Genomic DNA, 19,973 nt, shown 5'->3' on the forward strand with positions numbered 1-19,973 from the left:
CAGCGAAATCGGCATAGGGGGGCGGCCTTCATAGGCCGCTCCCCTGCCACACCACCCGGCATGCGGGTCCGCACCGGGCGGTTCGAGAGATTGAGGTTATGAGAGTCGCACCAGACCCAGTCTGTCGAACCACGCCACATTCAACACTCGATTGAGCTCAAAGCGGCTGTTACGCCACCAGCTATGAGAGTTGGCCGCCACTTTCCGAGCCGTTTGGCTGCTGGCTCCCAACCCCCGCAGTTCGCGGTAAATCGTCGGACCACGCCTCCATTGTTTAAGCTGGATCGCTCGCAATCGGTGTCGCATCCACTCGTCCAGCTCTCGCCAGATTTTCGGCGTTTGTGACAACCCGAAGTAAGTTTTCCAGCCCATAAGATAAGGGCGTAGGTTCTCGACAACTTGTCGCAGACTGCGACCGCCTGAGCGACGGGTGAGTTCGCGTATCCGTTGTTTGAACTGCTTGCGCGCCTTGACCGCCACTGCTCTTTTGACGGCTTGTGGAGAAGCCCAGAAGGCGTATCCCAGAAACTTGCGGCCAAACGCGCTCGCCACCGCACTCTTGCTCTCGTTGACGCTCAAGTGCAGCCTTTCATACAGACGCTTCAGCAAGTCCATCACCCGTTGCCCCGCCTTATGACTGCGGACATACACATTCGCATCGTCGGCATAGCGCACGAAGCAATGACCTCGACGCTCAAGCTCCCGATCCACTTCGTCCAGCAGCACATTCGCCAGCAACGGCGACAGCGGACCGCCTTGCGGCGCCCCGCAGCGGCTTTTCTCGACCACGTCATTGATCAGCGTTCCCGCATCCAGATAAGCCCGGATCAAGCGAACAACCGCCCGGTCCGCGATCCTTTTGCCTAGACGATCAATCAAAATGTCGTGATCGACCCGGTCAAAGAACTTCTCCAGATCAACATCCACCACCACTCTGCGCCCTGAAGACACATGACGCTGAGCCGCTAGAACGGCATCCTGCGCCGAGCGCCCCGGGCGAAAGCCGTAGCTATGTTCACTGAACGTCGGATCGAGTATTGGCTGCAAGACTTGCAGCAACGCTTGTTGGATCAAGCGGTCGGTGACCGTGGGAATACCCAACTCGCGCTGACCGCCGTCAGGTTTGGGAATGACCACTCGGCGTACCGGACTGGGCCGGTAGACACCTGATAGAAGCTGTTCACGAATCGTTGGCCATCGAGTCAGCAGATGCTCGGCGGTCTGTTCAATATCCAGACCGTCGACTCCCGCCGCACCTTTGTTGGCCTTGACCCGCTTCCACGCCCGTTTCAGGTTTTCTCTCGCAAAGGCCCGCTCCAGCAGCCCTTGCCCTGCGTTGTCGGGTTCATTTTGCGGGCGATTGACCTCGTCGCTGACGGAGCTTCTCACGGTTTCACCGTTCGCAGTCTCCATCCGCCCCGCGTTTGGCAGGCATCTGACTTCCGGTCGTTCGCATCAACATGGCCTATAACGCTTTCTCTCGTTCGGCCCTTCGTCAAAAAAAAGACTACTACGGCCTCTGCTGACTTCTCGCTCCGGCTTACGCCGTCGCCCTTTCAGGCACGAGGCGAGATCTCCCCAGGTAAGAACGCAATCCTTCCCCGCACAACCGCCGGATTTACGTTGCCGCCCTTTGACCACAAGAGCTTTGCGATTTATTGCCCGCTCGCCCTGGTCGGCATCGCCTTATATCCGGTTCTTGTCCATCGGCTCACGGTTTCGATTCACGCTTCCTCCCCACACTCGGTCACCCTCATGCAGTTGCGCTTCACTTCGTTCGCTGTGGTCAGCTCACGGCGGGACTTTCACCCACAAGATTGCGCCCATGCTGGGCGCACAACAGAAAGGCCACCGAGAGGTGGCCTTTTTTTGGGACTTTCACTGGTTTGGAGGTCACTTCATTTTCCGCGTGGGCATGGTCCCTTGTAGGAGCCGGCTTGCTGGCGATGGTCGTTAACGATAACGCGTGTGAACTGAATAAACGCGGCGCACTTGAGTCCATCGCCAGCAAGCCGGCTCCTACAGTTTCCCGGGAATGCGTGAAGAACCCTTTTTTTGTATCGGGTTTGGGTGATGAGTCCAGCCGGGGATAAACGCATCGACTGTGTGGCCGTCTTCGCGAGCAAGCCCGCTCCCACAGGGTTCCGGGTACATTCGCGAGAGCAGGTTGGCTGTCAGGTTGAGTTGACTAGCAAGCGCGCTCCCACATTTTCCAGGCCAACCCCCGCCATTAACGCCACAAAACTCAAAGCCTGAAATGCCCCACCATGCCCTTCAGCTCAACCCCCAGTTGCGCCAGTTGAATACTGGACGCCGCGGTGCCCTGCATCGCCAGCGATGACTGATCGGCACTGGCGCGGATACTGGTGACACTGCGGTTGATCTCTTCGGCCACCGAGCTCTGTTCCTCGGCCGCCGCGGCGATCTGCTGGTTCATCTGCTGGATCAACGATACCGCCGCGGCAATGCTGCCCAGCGCACTCTCGGTCTGCAAGGCATCGCTGACTGCCAATTTCACCAACTCGCCACTGCTCTGGATCTGCTGCACCGACGACTGCGCAGCCGTGCGCAAAGCACTGACCAGGCGTTCGATCTCCTCGGTCGATTGCTGGGTTCGCTTGGCCAACGCCCGCACTTCATCGGCCACCACGGCAAAGCCCCTGCCCTGCTCGCCGGCCCGGGCCGCCTCGATCGCCGCATTCAATGCCAGCAGGTTGGTCTGCTCCGCCACGCTCTTGATCACACTCAAAACCGTGCCGATGTTCTGGATCTCCGCACTCAGGCTTTCGATGCTCGAACTGGCGGAATTGGCCGAGTCCGCCAACTGTTCGATCCGCGCCATGCTCTGGCGTACCACCTGCTGACCGCTTTCGACCTTGCCGTCAGCCGTTTGCGCAGCCAGGGCTGCTTCCTCTGCATTTCGTGCGACATCATGCACCGTGGCCGTCATCTGATTCATTGCAGTGGCGACCTGTTCGGTTTCCTCCTTCTGCGTGCTGACCTCAAGATTGGTCTGCTCAGTCACCGCCGACAGCGATTGGGCGGAAGTCGCCAACTGCTCGATACCCGACTGCAAGCCACTGACTATGTGGCTGAGCCCCGCGCCCATTTGCTGCATTGCCTGCATCAACTGGCCGATTTCGTCACGGCGGGTCACGTCAACGGTCGCACTCAGATCCCCCGAGGCAATCTGCTGCGCCACCTGAATCACACTGCGCAACGGCGCCACGATCAAACGGGTGATGAACCATGCGGCAACCAGTCCGACCAGCAAAGCCAGAGCGGAAGAGCCGATTATCAGCAGCGAGTTCTTTTTCAGTTCAGCCTGCATGGCCTGGTCTTGCGCGACATAAGCCTGATCCACCCGCTCGACCACTTGGGCGGCGCGTTGGTGCAACTGTTGGTAGACGGTTTTTTCCTGCTCCAGCAGGCCGGTGTACTCGGCCAGCTTGTCGCTGAAACTGGCTATGTGTCCCGTCACCTCATTGAGGACGGTCTGGTAACCCTCGTCCTTGACCGAGGTCTTGAGCTGCTCGGCCTGGTCCAATGCCTGGCTGGCCTGTTCGATCTTGCCTTGCCCGGCGCTGTCGTCGCCTTTACGGCTTTGATCCAGACGCACGCGTGCTTCATTCATGGCTTGCAGCATCAAGCGTGAAACCTGGCTGACTTGACTGGCCTGCTCGATGAATTGGGCACCGTCCTTGCCTTCGGAGTCTTTCAGCGTATAGGCGCCGTCATCGGCGAGCCCCGATTGCAATACATCAAGATTATTGGCCACGCTGGACACCGACCAACTGGCCATTTCCAGCGCCAGGTCCTTGGCCTGGGTGAGCGAGACAAACTCGTCGAAGGCCTTGCGATAGGCGCCCAGGGACTGTTCGACATCATTCATTACCGCCACATTGGCCGCAGACACCGCTTTGAGCTGGCCGGCCAGAGCGATCAAGCCATCGACGCCCTCGTGCAGGGCATCGACGGTTTTCGGACTGCCGTGCAAGGCGTATTCCTGCTCCAGCAGCCGCACCTTCAGCAAACCGCTGTTGAGCGAAGACATTTGCTTGAGCCCGTCGAAGCGCTGGCTGATGACTTGCAGGGACCACACGCCAATGCCCGCTACCAGTGCTGTCAACAACAGCACCAGGACAAACCCGACACCCAGTTTTTTCGCCATCCCGAGGTTGGCAAAACGTCCTTGCACGGCCGAAATCATTGCACTTAGTCCCCTGCCAAAGTCTGTAGGCGCAGATTCGCAACGGGCCAGTAGCAACACAAGGCTCTGGCGCCGGAATAATGGCAAAAAGCTACGCCCACGTCGTTTTCAGAACGCTTGAGGTCGATCCCGGGCAGTGGCCTGAAAGAACGCACGGGCACGCGGGTCGCAGGCATAGGCCACGTTGATACGCTGCCAGTCGCTGGCCCCACCCGAGGAGTTGAAGGCGGTCTTCGATGACAGCAGCACACCCAGGCGACGTGCCTGGGTGCGCACCTGATCGTAGTCGGCCATTCTTGATCGCGCCCAAATGAACAGGCCTCCCGCCGGTTTGCCGAAAATTTCCCATTCGGCATCCTCGAGCATTTGCAACACCACCCGCCGGTCGTTGTTCAAGCGTTGGCGCTGGCGTTGCACCAGTTTGCCGTAGGCACCGTTTGCCAACAGGCAGGCCAGCACCGACTCGCAAAATCGTGAGGCCCCCATGCCAGTGATCATCTTGACCTCGGCCAGACGCATAGTGACTGCGGCACCGGCCACCACGAAACCGACCCGCAAGGAACTGCTGAGGGTTTTGGAATAGCTGCCCACATAAATCACGTTGTCGTCCAGCGCAGCCAGACGTGTACCGGAACCACTGCGCAGATCCGCATAAACGTCGTCTTCGACCACCTGCACGTCAAAGGTTTTGGCCAGTTGCAGCACGCGGCGCGCCACCACCGGTGCAAGGCTGCTGCCGGTCGGGTTGTGATAAAAGCTATTGATCAACAGCCCCTGAGGCCGGTGTTTGACCAGCAACGATTCGAGTACGTCCACGTCCGGCCCACGCGGTGTTCGCGGCACATTCACCATATGGATGCCGTGTAGCCTGAACAGATCGAATAACACCGGATAGCCGGGACTCTCCACGACCACACAGTCGCCGGCCTTGAACAGTGTCCGCACAATCAGGTCCAGCCCCTGACTGGCACCTGCCGTGGTCATGATCCGGTTTTCCTGCGCCGGGATATCCAGTTGCCTGAGGCGCTTGAGTATCTGCTGGCGCAAGGCTGGCAAACCCAGCGGCGTGCTGTAGTTGAACAGGCTGGCCGTATCGGTACGACTGACCTGCCGAATCGCGTAAATCAGATCGTCGGTCTCGCGCCAGCTTTCAGGCAACCCGCCACAGCCCAGCCTCAACTCACCCGACCAGGGCCCATGTTCGGGCTCAGCTCCCTCAATCCACACAGGCTCGTGCTTCGCGCTCGCGATCAAAGCCGGGGCGGCAACCGTATAGCTGGCCCCATGACCTGACACCAGCATCCCCTGCGTCACCAGGCGTTCGCAGGCCTGAACGACGCTTAACTGACTGAGCAAATTAATCCGCGCAATCTGTCGCACCGAAGGCAGGCGCGTACCGGGCGATACCCCGCTGGAGTGAAGCCAGCAGGTCAGTGCGTCAACAATTTGCTGTACGACGGGCACAAGCGCCTGTCGATCGATTCTCAACTCCATGAGCAAGCAAACTCCTGTTGATTTTGCGAAAAGCAGTTAATCACAGGAGTGTTCGAAGACATGTGCGACAACGCCGCCAAAACCGTTCGATCTAATCATTTGAAACACATTGCCTGGTCCTTTAGCGGAAACCCAAAAAAAGTGGGAGCGGGCTTGCTCGCGAAAGCGGTGTATCAGTCAACTGATGTATCAACTGACAGATTGCCTTCGCGAGCAAGCCCGCTCCCACAGGTTCCCGCACCTGGTATCGGTGCTTCGTTTTAAAACGCGGTGACACCACCATCCACGGCCAACGAATGCCCCGTGGTGAACGCCGCACCATCGCTGCACAAGTACAGCACCGCGCTGGCGATCTCTTCGACCTTGCCGATGCGACCGACCGGATGCATGGCGTTGGCGAATTCGCCTTTTTTCGGATCAGCCTCATAAGCGCGACGGAACATATCGGTGTCGATCACCGCCGGGCACACGGCGTTGACCCGGATCTTTTTCTTCGCGTACTCGATGGCCGCCGACTTGGTCAGGCCGATCACCGCATGCTTGGAGGCTGCATAGATGCTCATTTTCGGCGCTGCCCCAAGGCCGGCTACCGATGCCGTATTGACGATCGCGCCGCCCCCTTGCGCCAGCAGCAACGGCAACTGGTATTTCATGCACAGCCAGACGCCTTTGACGTTGACGCCCATGATCGCGTCGAACTCGTCGAGCGTACCTTCAGCCAGCTTGCCTTTCTCGACTTCGATGCCGGCGTTGTTGAAGGCATAGTCGAGGCGACCATAAGTGTTGATCACCTCATCCATCAGATTTTTTACATCGTTTTCCAGAGAAACGTTGCAGCGCACGAAGGTCGCTTCGCCACCGGCCGTACGAATCAGCGCCACCGTGCCCTCGCCGCCCGCAGTGTCCATATCGGCCACTACGACCTTAAGGCCCTCGGCGGCAAATGCCTGGGCGGTCGCACGGCCAATACCGGCCGCCCCGCCTGTCACTACGACCACCTGGCCGGAAAACGTCATGCTCATTGTTATGTCCTCGAAGAGAAGAAAGCCGGGAATCGCATGGGGCCAGTCTAGCCATGGATATCTTGAACACGGCAGCACTATCAAGACTCCGGTTGAGCCCCCATGAGTTGCAGTGATGGAACTGCCGTACCAACTATCACTGCACTGGATCAACGTGCATTCGCCGCATCAGCCGAACTTGCGGCATCGTCGCTGACCGGCTATCAACAAAGCTTCATTCAACTTGAGCGCCTGCCATGACTTCCCAGACCAATCGCCAATTCCTGCTCGCCAAACGTCCGGTGGGCGCGGCGACCCGCGAGACATTCACTTATCAGGAAATACCGGTCGGCGAGCCGGCGGCAGGTCAGATCCTGGTCGAAAACCAATACCTGTCCCTGGACCCGGCCATGCGTGGCTGGATGAATGAGGGCAAGTCCTACATCCCGCCGGTCGGGCTCGGCGAAGTCATGCGCGCCTTGGGCGTGGGCAAAGTCATTGCGTCGAACAACCCAGGGTTCGCGGTCGGGGATTACGTCAACGGCGCCCTGGGCGTGCAGGATTTTTTCCTCGGCGAGCCGCGAGGTTTCTACAAGGTTGATCCGAAACTGGCCCCCCTGCCACGTTACTTGTCGGCGCTGGGCATGACCGGGATGACGGCGTACTTCGCCCTGCTTGACGTCGGCGCTCCGAAGGCCGGTGACACCGTGGTGCTGTCGGGCGCGGCCGGCGCCGTGGGCAGCATCGCCGGGCAAATCGCCAAGATCAAAGGCTGCCGTGTCGTCGGCATCGCCGGCGGTGCGGACAAGTGCAAGTTCCTGGTCGATGAACTGGGTTTCGATGGCGCTATCGACTACAAGAGCGAAGACGTCCTCGCCGGCCTCAAGCGCGAGTGCCCGAAAGGCGTCGACGTGTACTTCGATAACGTCGGTGGCGACATTCTCGACGCGGTTTTGAGCCGTCTGAACATGAAGGCACGCGTGGTGATTTGCGGTGCCATCAGCCAGTACAACAACAAGGAAGCGGTCAAGGGACCGGCCAACTACCTGTCGCTACTGGTCAACCGCGCGCGCATGGAAGGTTTTGTGGTGATGGACTACGCCGCCCAATACGCCAGCGCCGCACAGGAAATGGCCGGCTGGATGGCCAAGGGGCAGCTCAAGAGCAAGGAAGATATTGTCGAAGGACTGGAGACCTTCCCGGAGACGCTGATGAAATTGTTCAATGGCGAGAATTTCGGGAAGTTGGTGCTGAAGGTCTAACCCGATATTTGAAACAACCCAAAAACCAATTGTGGGAGCGGGCTTGCTCGCGAATGCGGTGTGTCAGACAAACTCTTCGTTGACTGACACGCCCTCTTCGCGAGCAAGCCCGCTCCCACATTGGGTTGTGCGGTGTTTGATCAGGCGAGTTCGGCCACAACGTCGGCCAAGGCTTTCGCCGGATCTGCCGCCTGGCTGATCGGACGGCCAATCACCAGGTAGTCGGAACCGGCATCCAGCGCCTGACGCGGGGTCAGGATGCGGCGCTGATCGTCCTGCGCGCTGCCCGCCGGGCGAATCCCCGGGGTCACCAGTTGCAGCGACGGATGCGCCGTTTTCAGGGCCTGGGCTTCCAGGGCCGAGCACACCAGGCCGTCCATCCCGGCTTTTTCCGCCAGGGCGGCCAGGCGCAGCACCTGCTCCTGGGGCTCGATGTCCAGACCGATACCCGCCAGATCTTCACGCTCCATGCTGGTCAACACGGTCACGCCGATCAGTAGTGGCTTCGGACCGCTGCGCTGATCCAGCACTTCACGGCACGCGGCCATCATGCGCAGGCCACCGGAGCAATGCACGTTGACCATCCACACGCCCATTTCCGCAGCGGCCTTGACGGCCATCGCGGTGGTGTTCGGGATGTCGTGGAACTTGAGGTCCAGGAACACTTCGAAACCCTTGTCGCGCAGAGTGCCGACGATTTCCGAGGCGCAGCTGGTGAACAGCTCCTTACCGACTTTGACCCGGCACAGCTTCGGGTCCAACTGATCGGCCAGCTTCAGTGCGGCGTCACGGGTAGGGAAATCCAGGGCGACGATGATAGGAGTCTGGCAGGCGGACATGAGTGGGCTCTCAGGCAAGTCGAAATCGGCGCGCATTGTAGCGGAACCAGCGCCGCTGCGGGACCCGATGATCGGTAAATCGTCGCGTCGCTCCGGCAAGACTAGCCCTTGAGGCGATTGTGTCGAGTTCGATACACACACGACACGCCTTCAACACCCAGGCCCGCTACCCTCGGCAACCGCAACAGGTCCTTACAACAGCACTTCCCGCCTCCGGGCCGGACGCCTATGCTGGAACCACAACCTCGCAGCCTATCTTTGTGGTTGGCAGCCTATCTGGCAGATGAATGCACGCATGCACAACACCCAAGCACCCGTGAACGACGATCAAAAAACGCCCGGTGACGACAAACGCTGGAGCATTCGCGCCCTGATCGTCGACGATGACGTCCCGATCCGCGAATTGATGATCGACTACCTGGCCCGGTTCAACATCCACGCGAGCGGCGTCACCGATGGCACCGCGATGCGCCAGGCGATGCAGGCGGAACATTTCGACGTGGTGGTGCTCGACCTGATGCTACCCGGTGAAGACGGCCTGTCGCTATGCCGCTGGTTGCGTGCCGAATCGGACATCCCGATCCTGATGCTCACCGCCCGCTGCGAACCCACCGACCGGATCATCGGCCTCGAACTCGGCGCCGACGACTACATGGCCAAGCCGTTCGAACCCCGCGAACTGGTGGCGCGGATCCAGACCATCCTGCGTCGGGTACGCGATGACCGCAGCGAACAGCGCGCGAACATTCGCTTCGACAATTGGCGCCTGAACAGCGTGCTGCGCCAACTGATTGCCGACGATGGCCTGGTGGTGCCGCTGTCCAACGCCGAATTCCGCCTGCTCTGGGTATTTATCGAACGTCCGCGCCGCGTGCTCAGCCGTGAACAACTGCTGGACGCCGCCCGCGGTCGGTCGATTGAAGCCTTTGACCGCAGCATCGACCTGCTGGTGTCGCGCCTGCGCCAGAAACTCGGCGACGATCCCAAGGCTCCGCAGTTGATCAAGACCGTTCGCGGCGAGGGTTACCTGTTCGATGCCCGAGACATCGGCTGATGCGCGGGCGCTTCGATACGCTGTTCGGCCGCCTGTTTGGCGTGCTGCTGCTGGCGATTATCCTCGCGCACCTGCTGGCCTTTGCCTGGTTTCACCATTACGGCCCGCCGCCACCTCCGCCGCCTCCGGAGTTTTCCGAAGGCCTGGACGGGCCACGTCCGCCACTGGACCCACGCTTCGAGAAGCGGCCGCCACGGCCGTGGTTCGGCGGCCCCTTGGTGCCCCTGACGTTTCAATTGGTCTCGCTGATCATTGCCGCCTGGTACGGTGCCAAACTGCTCAGCCGGCCGATCCAGCGCCTGAGTGACGCAGCCGAGCGCCTGAGCGAAAACCTCGACAGCCCGCCACTGGAAGAATCCGGGCCACGGGAAGCACGCCAAGCGGCGCACACGTTCAACAAAATGCAGCGGCGCATCCTGGAACAGGTCAAGCAGCGCTCGCGCATGCTTGGCGCAGTGTCCCACGACCTGCGCACGCCACTGTCGCGGCTCAAGCTGCGGCTGGAGAAGATCGACGACGACAAGCTGCAAGGCCAGATGCGCCAAGACCTCGACGACATGATCAACATGCTCGACGCCACCCTCACCTACCTGCATGAACAGCGCACCAGCGAAGCTGCGCAGTGGATGGACGTGCAGGCATTGGTGGAGTCCCTGAGCGAAAATGCCCAGGACCAGGGCGCGAACGTCCAGGCCAGCGGCCACTGTGCCCCCCTGCAAGTGCAACCGATGGCCTTGCGTTCCTGCATCAACAATCTGATGGACAATGCCCTGCGCTATGCCGGACAGGCACTGATTACCCTGCAAGACCATCGTGAACAGCTGGTGATTCGGGTCATCGATCATGGCCCGGGTATCGCCGCGGAGCAACGTGAAGCCGTATTCGAACCCTTCTTTCGCCTTGAAGGCTCGCGCAATCGCAACTCCGGCGGCGTTGGCCTGGGCATGACCATTGCCCGCGAAGCCGCGCAACGAATGGGCGGACAGCTGACACTGGAAGAAACCCCAGGTGGCGGCCTGACGGCGGTGATTCGCCTGCCCCGCGCCTGAAAGCCACACCGGCCCATTGTGGGAGCGGGCTTGCTCGCGAAAGCGGTGTGCCAGACAATATTTTCGTCGACTGACACTCCCTCTTCGCGAGCAAGCCCGCTCCCACACCAATCTGTGTCGATCACAAATCCAGTGTGGGAGCGGGCTTGCTCGCGAAGAGGTCCTGAAACCCAATGCAAATCTCAGGGCCGGCGATCTTCAACCCGCGCCTGGGTCTTGCTCCAGTCGATCAACAGGCTGTAGGCCACCGCCAGCAATGTCGGGCCGATGAACAGGCCGATAAAACCAAAGGCAATCAACCCGCCAAACACCCCAAGCAGCACGATGACCAGCGGCAGGTTACCGCCACGGCTGATCAGGTACGGTTTAAGCACGTTGTCGACACCGCTGATGACGAATGTGCCCCAGATCCCGAGGAATATGGCCATCCCGTATTCGCCTTTCCAGGCCAGCCACGCGGTCGCAGGAATCCATACCAGCGGCGGGCCCATCGGGATCAGGCTGAGCATGAACGTCACGATACCGAGCACCAACGCTCCCGGCACACCGGCAATCAGGAACCCGATCAGCGCCAGGATCGCCTGGGCCGCCGCAGTGCCGATCACACCGTTCACCACCCGCTGTACCGTGCCCGCCACCAGTTCAATGTAGTAACCGGCCCGCTGACCGATCAGCCGCTCCAGCAAAGTGTGGACAAACGCCGCCAGGCGCGGTCCGTCACGATAGAAAAAGAACACGAAGACGATGCTCAGGGTCAGCTCGAGAATACCGCCGCCGATCTGCGCGCTGCGCGCCAGCAACCAGTTACCCACCTGCCCCAGATAAGGCTTGAGCGACACCATCATCGCCGCGCCCTGCTCATCGATGCTGTTCCAGATCCCTACCAACCGCTCGCCCACCAGGGGAATCGAACCCAGCCACACCGGTGCTTCCGGTAGCCCCTCGACCTGCGCATCCTTGATGAATGCCGTGGCATCGCGAATATGGTCGGCGAGGTTGAAACCCAGCCACACCAGCGGCGCCGCAACCAGCACCATCCAGCCCAGCGTCAGCAATGCCGCCGCCAGAGACTCGCGGCCGTTGAGCCATCGGGTCAACAAGCGCATCAGTGGCCAACTGGCAAATGCCAGGACCGCGCCCCAGAACATCGCCGACCAGAACGGCGCCATCACCCAGAAGCTCGCGCCAAACAGCACCACGAGCAGGATCTGCACCAACAGGCGATCATTATTGATCATCAAATGTCTCGAAAAAGTCAGTCAACAAAAGAGTAGGCGAACGCAGCGTACACGTTCGCCCGGTACAGCCTATCGCAATAGCTCGATGTGCAGGCCAGAGCCTTCGGCGCTGCCGGTTTCCATCCGGGCGGCACGCACACCCTGGCCAACCAGGGCCTGACGCCAGGCTTCGGCGTTGGCTCCGGAAATACTGACCCGCAAGGTGGTGTCCAGATTCAGTCCGCGAGAAATCAGGCGTAGCCAGGTTTCGTCAGGTGCGCTGTTCAATGTGGAAAAATCGAGCTCACCGGTGCTCTTGAGTTCACGCAGCAAGGTCGCGGAGGTGGGCAACAACTCGCCCAGCGGTGCCGACGCGTCGAACTGCTCGACATGCAGGTAGGCTTTGCGATTGCCGCGGGTGATGCTGTACAGCGCGACGAGCGTGTTATCCCGTGGTGCGGCAAGTCGCAGCAGTAAATAGGCTTGTTGATCGTCGGCACCGTACAACTTGGCGTTGCCGAAGACTTCATTGGCCCAGAGGCTGCTTTCGCCGCAATCGCGCGCCTGGCACCAGAAGAGCAGTCCGGCGTCCTGCTGTTGCAAAGCTTCGCGGGCAGCGGTGAACGCCTCGATGGATGAATGCTCCGGTGGCAACTCGTAGGTCACCGAAGTGACGTTGCCGCGGGCACTGACCTGACCGTCGAAACGCAACTGGCCACTGATCTTGCGGATCGAGCCCAAGGGGTAGTTCCGCTCCAGTTCGGCGGCAGGGCGATAGTCGACAATCTGGGCATCGACCATGCGCGGCACTATCGGGAGGTCCTGACTGCCCGGAACATCGGCGGCGAACAACAAGGGACTGAAACCGCACAGCACCAGCAAACTGAATGAACGCATGGATAGACTCATCGGATCAGCATGGCCTGGGCGCCCTTGATGACACTGGCTTCATCGGCACGTTGCGGTACCTGCAGACCCCGCTGCACCGCCGGCCGGGCCTCCAGGGTGGCCATCCAGCGTTGCAACGCCGTCAAGCCCTCCACCGAGACGCCCGACCACTCGTAACCACGCACCCAGGGAAAGGTGGCGATGTCGGCAATGCTGTACTCGCCGGCGAGGAACTCCACGCTTTGCAAACGCGTATCGAGCACTTCGTAGAGGCGACGGGTTTCATGCTGATAGCGGTCGATGGCGCCCTGGAGTTTTTCCGGAAAGTAGCGGAAGAACACGTTGGCCTGCCCTTGCATCGGGCCGATACCTCCCATCTGGAACATCAGCCACTGCAATACCAGCGAACGACCCTTCGGATCGGAAGGCATCAGCTTGCCGGTCTGTTCAGCGAGGTAAATCAGGATGGCGCCGGATTCGAACACGGCAAAATCGCCGTTGGCGCGGTCGACAATCGCCGGAATCCGGCCATTGGGGTTGATCTTGAGGAAGTCCGCGGACTTCTGCTCCTTTTTGTCGAAACTCAAGGCATGCACCGTGTAGGGCAGGCCGAGTTCCTCGAGCACGATAGAGACCTTGTGGCCATTCGGGGTCGCAGCGGTGTAGAGATCTATCATGGTTGTCTCCCTTTTCAACCCGCCAAGCCTCGACAGTTGCCCGGCACAAGTCAAGGAATGGCGAAGAACCGATTGAAACAGTCTGCGACAAGATCTGCACCGGACTCGTCATTGAGATGCAAATGGTGGCCGCCTGGCAGCTGTTCCCGGCTAAAGGGTAGACGCTCCAGCAATTCCGGGTGTTTGGCGAGCATGCCGTCGGCAGCGAACACCAGCGTTGCAGGACACTTGATCCGCTGGACGAAGGCCATGGCCTGTTCGGTGGTAAGACGCAGCGGCGATGGCAGCGTGAGGCGATTGTCGGTGCGCCAGGTGTAGCCGCCCGGCACCGGCATCAGGCCACGCTGCGCCAGCAGTTCAGCGGCCTCGCGACTGACCGCCACCAGGCCCTTCATGCGCGCCTCGATGGCTCGGTCGAGGGTGTCGTAGACCGGTTTGCGCTTTTCCCGCAGATCCAGTTGCGCCTGCAGGGCCATGCCCATTCGCTCGGCAGCATTTTCACCTTTGTCTGTAGGAGGAATGATGCCGTCGATCAACGCCAGGTGAGTGACTCGCTCGGGCATCGACCCGGCGATGATCAGCGAAGCAATGGCGCCCATCGAATGCCCCATCAACGCAAACTTGCGCAGTCCAAGCTGTTCGGCGACCTGCAACACATCGTGGGCATAGTCCCACATGGCGTAACCGGCGCCTGGCGGGCGATGCCCGGAATGACCGTGACCGGCCATGTCCAGCGCGATGATGCGCAGGCCTTTGAGCTTGGGTGCCAGACGGGCAAAGCTGTTGGCATTGTCCAGCCAGCCATGCAGGGCAATGACCGGCAATCCGTCTTCAGGACCGAACAGGTGCGCCGCCAGTTCGATGTGCGGCAGGCTCAGGCGGACCTCTTCGACGACGTGGCTCATGCGCAATCCTGTTGTCGACGGCCGTCCCAGCGATGGAACAGGCCTTTGAGCATTTCAGCGGTATCCAGGGGACGTTCGAGCGGAAACATGTGGCCGCCGGGCATGGTCAACGACTCACCCAATGGCAGGCGGTCGACCGAACTGGCGTGATGGCGCATCACCACGCGGCTGCTGTGCCCGCGAACCACCGCCAGCGGCACCCGCAACTGCCGGGTGCTGCCCGGGCTGGTGTGCGGCACGCCGCGATAGATGCTGATTTCCGTGGCCGGGTCGAACCGCAGGCGCAGCTTGTCGTCGACCCGGTGCAAACCATGTTGCAGGTAGGCATCGAAGCACTCCGGGTCGAAGCCGCGAAACAGGGTTTTACCGGCGAAATATTTCCGCGCGCTGTCCAAGTCGGCGAACTCTTCACGGCGGCCCAGGGTACGCCCGGCCGGCGTCAAGCGGTCGATGAAACCGAAGCGTTTGGCCGCCCGGATGACCCATCGATCGGTCCGGGTCAGCACTGGCGAGTCGAGCATCACCACCCCGCGATACAACTCAGGGCAACGCAAAGCCGCATGCAGGTGCAACACGCCACCGAAGGAGTGACCGACGCCCCACACGGGCTCAGCCTGTTGTTGCAGGTGATGGATCAGCTCATCCACCAGGTTGTACCAATTGTCGTCCGCCGGGAAACGCGGGTCGTGGGCGTGCTGCTCCAGATGCGTCACCTGAAACTCGGGTGCCAGCGCCGCAAACAACTTGCCGTAGGTCCCCGAAGGAAATCCATTGGCGTGGGCGAAAAAGATCTGTTGCGACATACCTGCAAATCCATGAGCGAGAACAGGCGTTGATTGTCCGCAAGACCGCGTCCTACAGCAATGACCGTAACTGACAGGAAGGGTGACAGTCCGGTCAAAGCCATGTGGCCAAAGTCACCGTTGAACAAGCTTGTGTGGCGAGCGAGCTTGCTCGCGCCCGACTGCGCAGCCGTCGTAAAAGCTATTGGGGCAGCCCCGCGGGAGCAAGCTCCCTCGCCACAAGAGCATCTTCAGGCTGCGACTCCCCCCTGTTTAACGCGCTGGCGGATTCTCTCCCAACGGCACTACCGCCATGGTCAGCCGCGACACACAACTGGCCTTGCCCTCATCGCTGGTCAACCGAATGTCCCAGACATGGGTCGTGCGGCCGATGTGGATCGCCTTTGCCACCGCCGTCACCCGCCCGCTGCGCAGGCCGCGCAAATGGTTGGCGTTGATTTCCAGGCCCACGCAATAGAATTTACTGGCATCGATGCACAGGTAGCTGGCCATCGAACCGACCGATTCGGCCAGCACCACCGAAGCGCCGCCATGCAGCAAGCCGTAAGGCTGATGGGTGCGGTGATCGACGACCATGCTGGCGGTCAGGGACTCGTCGTCGAAGGCCTCGAAACGGATGTCCAGCACTTCGCCGATGGTATTTTTCTGGATTGCGTTCAACTGCTCGATGTTTGGGAGGGTGCGCCACAGGCTCATCGCAGAGTTTCCTTGTTGGTTTTGTTCGTGGATCAATCCTGCCACAGCACCGCTTCGCTGCGCTCGCTCCATTCTTCAAAGCGCTCACCGTAAGCCGCTTCGATCACATTGCGCTTGATCTTCAAGGTCGGGGTGAGGAAGCCGTTTTCCACGGCCCAACTGTCCTTGACCACCACCAGGCGCCGCAGTCGCTCATGCTTGTCGAGGGCGCCATTGACCTCTTCAAGCAGTTTTTCCAGGCTGGAATGCAAGCCGGCGCGCGCAGCCCCGCCGGCATCCTGCTGGCCGACCGCCGACAACACGCACAACCCCAGCGGCGCACTCAAGCCATCGCCCACCACGCAGACCTGTTCGATGCGTGAATGCACGGCCAGGCGATTTTCAATCGGTGCCGGAGCCACGTATTTGCCTTTGCTGGTCTTGAAGATTTCCTTCAGGCGTCCGGTCAGGCGCAGATTGCCTTCGGCGTCCTCCTCACCCTTGTCGCCGGTGCGCAGGAAGCCGTCCTCGGTAATGGTGTCGGCGGTTTTTTCAGGTTCCTTGAAATAACCGAGCATGGTGGCGCCACTGCGTACCATCACCTCCCCGCTCTCGGCGATTCGCACTTCGACTTCCGGGCACGGCTTGCCGATCCAGCCTGGTTTGTTCTGTCCCGGCATGCAGATGTGCGAATAACCGCAACTCTCGGTCATGCCGTAGACCTCCAGCACGTCCAAGCCCAATTTGCGGTACCACAGCAACAAGGTCTGCGGCACCGGTGCAGCGCCGGACAGCGCAATGCGCAAAGCATCCAGCCCCAACCCGGCGAGGACTTTATGCCCGACCCGTTTGCCAATGATCGGCAGGCCGAGCAGGAAGTCCAGGCGTTTTGCCGGGATCTTGCTGTACACGCCCATCTGGAATTTGGTCCAGATACGCGGCACGCCAAACAGTGCGGTCGGGCGCGCACGCTGCAGGTCAGTGAGAAAGGTGTCCAGGCTCTCGGCGAAAAACACCGTCTGGCCTGTATAGATCGATGCCAGTTCGACGAACATCCGCTCGGCAACGTGGCACAGCGGCAGGTAGGACAATAGCCGGTCAGACTCGTTAAGACCGAACAACGACGTGCCGCGGGTGGTGGCAAACCCCAGGTTGCCAAAACTGTGCATGACGCCCTTGGGCAGGCCGGTGGTGCCGGAGGTGTAGATGATGGTTGCCAGTTGATCGGCGGCAGGTTTGGGATCGTCCTGGATCGGCGAGCTGCGTTGCAGGTCCGCCCAACTGAAATCGAACGTACCCGGAGGATGCAGGGGCAGGCTGATGGTCGGCAGGTCGGGGCTGACGCCCCGGGACATGCCTGGCCAGTCGTCGAGCTTGCCGATGAACGCCAGCGCCGCTTCCGAGTGTTCAAGCACCTGGGAAACCGACTCGGCCGTGAGATTGGGGTACAACGGCACTGAAACGTGCCCAGCCATCCAGATCGCCAGGTCGGCAATGATCCAGTGCGCACAGTTCTTCGAGATCAGGGCGATATGGCTGCCCTGCGGCAGTTCCCGCGCTCGCAACCAATGGGCCGCGCAACGGGCCTGATGACCGACGTCCGCCCAGGTCAAGGTCTCGACCTGGCCGCCTCCGACAGGCTGGACCAAAAAGCGCTGGCGGGGATGACGGGCCTCACGCTCGTAGAAAACGTCCAGTGGCAAACGAAAAGCAGCAGACATGCGACTCGCTCCTGTGATTTTGGTCTGGAGCAAGCGTAGTCAACCAAGCAAGTGCTTGGTTGACTATTTCGTACAAAACTTTCGGGGTATGGCGTACCTGTGGGAGTGTGGCTTGCCCGCGATGCAGGCTCCGCGGTTTATCAGGTAAACCGAGTCGATGCCTTCGCGGGCAAGCCACGCTCCCACAGAAAAGCGGCGCTAAGGGTGCTTGATGCTGTCGAGCTTCATCGACCCGACCAGTAACTCATCGCCTTTGAGTTCGGCCAACCCGGCGGTGCTGACTTTTTCCGGCGGATGCCCGGCACCATGTTGCAGGTAACTCAACAAATGCCCTACCAGCGGGTTGTGGCTGACCAAAAGGACGTTACTCACCGATACCAGTTGCTCGGCCACTTTGTCCGGGTCGGTTTCCGGGGTCAGCCACTCTACGGTGCGGATCTCGGGCTCGAAGCCCAATGCCTCGCGCACCAGTTGCGCCGTCTGCTGTGCACGCAGGTAGGGGCTGGCATAGATCGCCGTCAACGGCTGACCCATCAACCGCGCCGCACTGCTCAACACTTCCTTGCGGCCGTGGTCGGTCAGTGCCCGTTCGGAATCGGCTCGAGTGCCGTATGGCTCGGCTTCACCATGACGCAATACCCAGAGTTTCATAGTTTGGGTTCCTCATCTCGGGCCGGATGCGGTGCCGGCGCCACGACATGCGGCGCCTCACCTTCCGGCGTACGTGGCGTCGGCCAGTCGGCGAACGGCCAAGGCTTCTGGTCGCTGTGAAAGCTGCCGAAACGACCGATCTGCGCCAGAAACTGGCTCAGGCTGTCGCCGAAATTCATCAGGCTGGCGCTCGGGGCGCCATAGAACAAACGATAGATCAACTGCACCAGCACGACAGCGCCGAGGATGAACTGCGCCACTTGCCACACCAGCACGAAGACGATCATCCACAACGCGCGCAGGAGGATGGACTCGTATTTGGCTTCTACTTTTGGATCGTTCATGCGCAACTCCCTGCTTTTCTGGCAAGTGTGGTTAGTTGAAACCACTGGTGGAAATAAAGTCGACGTCGGTTTTCGGCTCGCCACGCATCAACAGACCGATGACCTGTTCCAACGTGCGCCCTTCGAACAGGATCGCGTGCAGCCCGGCGACCAGCGGCATGTACACGCCAACCTCCTGGGCCTTGGCCTTGAGCACTTTAAGGGTGTTGACCCCTTCGGCGACCTCGCCCAGGCGGGTGACAGCCTCGTCCAGGCTCAGGCCCTGGCCGAGGGCAAACCCGACCTGATAGTTACGGCTCTTGGGCGACGAGCAGGTCACGATCAGATCGCCCACGCCCGCCAGGCCCAGGAAGGTCATCGGGTTGGCGCCCTGATTGACCGCGAAGCGGGTCATTTCCGCCAATGCCCGGGTGATCAGCATGCTCTTGGTGTTTTCGCCCATGCCCAGCGCCACCGCCATGCCGGCAATGATCGCGTAGACGTTTTTCAACGCCCCGCCCAGCTCCACGCCGAAACGGTCGGCGCTGGCGTACACACGAAAGGTACGGCCGTGCAGCGCGGCCTGAACCTGCTGGCACAGTTCTTCGTCTTCACTGGCGACCACCGTGGCGGTCAGAGCATGTTCGGCGATCTCACGGGCCAGGTTGGGTCCGGACAGGACACCGATACGCGCTTGCGGCGCGATCTCTTCGAGGATCTCGCTCATCAGCTTGAACGTATGGGCTTCGATGCCCTTGGTCAGGCTCACCAGGCATTTGCCAGTCAAGCGTTCGGCGTGCGGCACCAGCACCGAGCGCAGCGCGCTGGAAGGCAATGCGACGAAACACAGGTCACAGGTATCCAGGGTGGCTTGCAGATCGGTGACCGGCGTGACGCCAGGCAAAATCTTGATGCCTTTGAGGTAACGCGGGTTCTCGCGATTGACCCGAATGGCCTCGGCCTGTTCCGGGTCACGCATCCATTGCAAGACCTGATGCCCATTCTCGGCCAGCAGATTAGCCACGGCGGTTCCGAAACTTCCGCCTCCCAGGACCGCAATCGGGCGCTGTTCAGTCATATGCAATCCGTTAATCCATACCAGTGGCGATGTCGGCATTATACGGGGCAGCCCATCGGCGGCCAGCCCCGACGTCAAATACCGGCACCCGTAGGAAGAAGACCAACAAAGCCGAGGAAAATGCGG

General features: G+C 60.7%; 18 protein-coding genes and 1 pseudogene. 3 read left to right on the forward strand and 16 right to left on the reverse strand.

Features of this window, described 5'->3' with window-relative positions; translation table 11 throughout:
• Positions 1-96 precede the first annotated feature (96 nt).
• The 5 genes and pseudogenes from ltrA to QMK54_RS23775 form a co-directional block, all read right to left on the reverse strand.
• On the reverse strand, positions 97-1,413 hold the full coding sequence (gene ltrA, locus QMK54_RS23760) for a group II intron reverse transcriptase/maturase (RefSeq protein ID WP_320401452.1): 1,317 nt from the start codon (positions 1,411-1,413) through the stop codon (positions 97-99).
• A gap of 832 nt (positions 1,414-2,245) precedes the next feature.
• The gene (locus QMK54_RS31280) at positions 2,246-3,127 is read right to left on the reverse strand and encodes a methyl-accepting chemotaxis protein (RefSeq protein ID WP_411740856.1); all 882 of its coding nucleotides are present in this window, start codon (positions 3,125-3,127) and stop codon (positions 2,246-2,248) included.
• Positions 3,107-4,210 (reverse strand): annotated as a pseudogene (locus QMK54_RS31285) (HAMP domain-containing protein); the annotation flags it as partial. The pseudogene QMK54_RS31285 and the gene QMK54_RS31280, both read right to left, overlap by 21 nt.
• Positions 4,211-4,318: 108 nt before the next feature.
• Positions 4,319-5,704, reverse strand: a complete 1,386-nt coding sequence (locus QMK54_RS23770; protein WP_320401454.1) for a PLP-dependent aminotransferase family protein — start codon at positions 5,702-5,704, stop codon at positions 4,319-4,321.
• A 260-nt stretch (positions 5,705-5,964) separates the two neighbouring features.
• Positions 5,965-6,726 carry an SDR family oxidoreductase gene (locus QMK54_RS23775; protein WP_110662290.1) on the reverse strand — a complete coding sequence of 254 codons (762 nt, stop codon included), beginning with the start codon at positions 6,724-6,726 and terminating at the stop codon, positions 5,965-5,967.
• 236 nt (positions 6,727-6,962) lie between these two features.
• On the opposite strand from QMK54_RS23775, the gene QMK54_RS23780 reads away from it, so the two are divergent.
• On the forward strand, positions 6,963-7,967 hold the full coding sequence (locus tag QMK54_RS23780; RefSeq protein ID WP_110662289.1) for an NADP-dependent oxidoreductase: 1,005 nt from the start codon (positions 6,963-6,965) through the stop codon (positions 7,965-7,967).
• A gap of 140 nt (positions 7,968-8,107) precedes the next feature.
• On the opposite strand, the gene pyrF is transcribed toward QMK54_RS23780, so the two are convergent.
• The gene (gene pyrF / locus QMK54_RS23785) at positions 8,108-8,806 is read right to left on the reverse strand and encodes an orotidine-5'-phosphate decarboxylase (RefSeq protein ID WP_320401455.1); all 699 of its coding nucleotides are present in this window, start codon (positions 8,804-8,806) and stop codon (positions 8,108-8,110) included.
• Between the two features lie 295 nt (positions 8,807-9,101).
• Between pyrF and QMK54_RS23790 the strand changes: the two genes are divergently transcribed.
• Both QMK54_RS23790 and QMK54_RS23795 read left to right on the forward strand, forming a co-directional pair.
• Complete coding sequence (locus QMK54_RS23790; protein WP_110657554.1) at positions 9,102-9,860, forward strand: response regulator; 759 nt, start codon at positions 9,102-9,104, stop codon at positions 9,858-9,860.
• Positions 9,860-10,909, forward strand: coding sequence for a sensor histidine kinase (locus tag QMK54_RS23795; protein WP_110657552.1), 1,050 nt, complete (start codon positions 9,860-9,862; stop codon positions 10,907-10,909). The genes QMK54_RS23790 and QMK54_RS23795 overlap by 1 nt, the downstream gene beginning before the upstream one ends.
• A 182-nt stretch (positions 10,910-11,091) precedes the next feature.
• Here QMK54_RS23795 and QMK54_RS23800 read toward each other — a convergent pair whose 3' ends face one another.
• From QMK54_RS23800 to QMK54_RS23845, 10 genes are all read right to left on the reverse strand, one after another.
• On the reverse strand, positions 11,092-12,147 hold the full coding sequence (locus tag QMK54_RS23800) for an AI-2E family transporter (RefSeq protein ID WP_110657550.1): 1,056 nt from the start codon (positions 12,145-12,147) through the stop codon (positions 11,092-11,094).
• 69 nt (positions 12,148-12,216) lie between these two features.
• Positions 12,217-13,023: a DUF4892 domain-containing protein gene (locus QMK54_RS23805; protein ID WP_320401456.1), complete on the reverse strand. Its 807-nt coding sequence runs from the start codon at positions 13,021-13,023 to the stop codon at positions 12,217-12,219.
• A gap of 8 nt (positions 13,024-13,031) precedes the next feature.
• On the reverse strand, positions 13,032-13,691 hold the full coding sequence (locus QMK54_RS23810) for a glutathione S-transferase family protein (protein ID WP_110657546.1): 660 nt from the start codon (positions 13,689-13,691) through the stop codon (positions 13,032-13,034).
• Between the two features lie 50 nt (positions 13,692-13,741).
• A complete protein-coding gene (locus QMK54_RS23815; protein WP_110657544.1) occupies positions 13,742-14,596 on the reverse strand; it encodes an alpha/beta hydrolase in 855 nt (284 codons plus the stop codon).
• Positions 14,593-15,399 carry an alpha/beta fold hydrolase gene (locus tag QMK54_RS23820; RefSeq protein WP_110657542.1) on the reverse strand — a complete coding sequence of 269 codons (807 nt, stop codon included), beginning with the start codon at positions 15,397-15,399 and terminating at the stop codon, positions 14,593-14,595. Before QMK54_RS23820 ends, QMK54_RS23815 begins: the two co-directional genes overlap by 4 nt.
• Positions 15,400-15,651: 252 nt before the next feature.
• The gene (locus tag QMK54_RS23825) at positions 15,652-16,095 is read right to left on the reverse strand and encodes a hotdog fold thioesterase (protein ID WP_110657540.1); all 444 of its coding nucleotides are present in this window, start codon (positions 16,093-16,095) and stop codon (positions 15,652-15,654) included.
• 32 nt (positions 16,096-16,127) lie between these two features.
• Positions 16,128-17,795, reverse strand: a complete 1,668-nt coding sequence (locus tag QMK54_RS23830; protein WP_110657538.1) for an AMP-binding protein — start codon at positions 17,793-17,795, stop codon at positions 16,128-16,130.
• 198 nt (positions 17,796-17,993) lie between these two features.
• Entirely contained in the window at positions 17,994-18,446 is a 453-nt protein-coding gene (sixA, locus tag QMK54_RS23835) for a phosphohistidine phosphatase SixA (RefSeq protein WP_110657536.1), read from the reverse strand.
• Entirely contained in the window at positions 18,443-18,790 is a 348-nt protein-coding gene (locus QMK54_RS23840; protein WP_110657534.1) for a DUF4389 domain-containing protein, read from the reverse strand. Before QMK54_RS23840 ends, sixA begins: the two co-directional genes overlap by 4 nt.
• A gap of 31 nt (positions 18,791-18,821) precedes the next feature.
• On the reverse strand, positions 18,822-19,847 hold the full coding sequence (locus QMK54_RS23845; protein ID WP_110657532.1) for an NAD(P)H-dependent glycerol-3-phosphate dehydrogenase: 1,026 nt from the start codon (positions 19,845-19,847) through the stop codon (positions 18,822-18,824).
• Positions 19,848-19,973 lie beyond the last annotated feature (126 nt).

The sequence above is a fragment of the Pseudomonas sp. P5_109 genome, from assembly GCF_034009455.1.
GTDB lineage: Bacteria > Pseudomonadota > Gammaproteobacteria > Pseudomonadales > Pseudomonadaceae > Aquipseudomonas.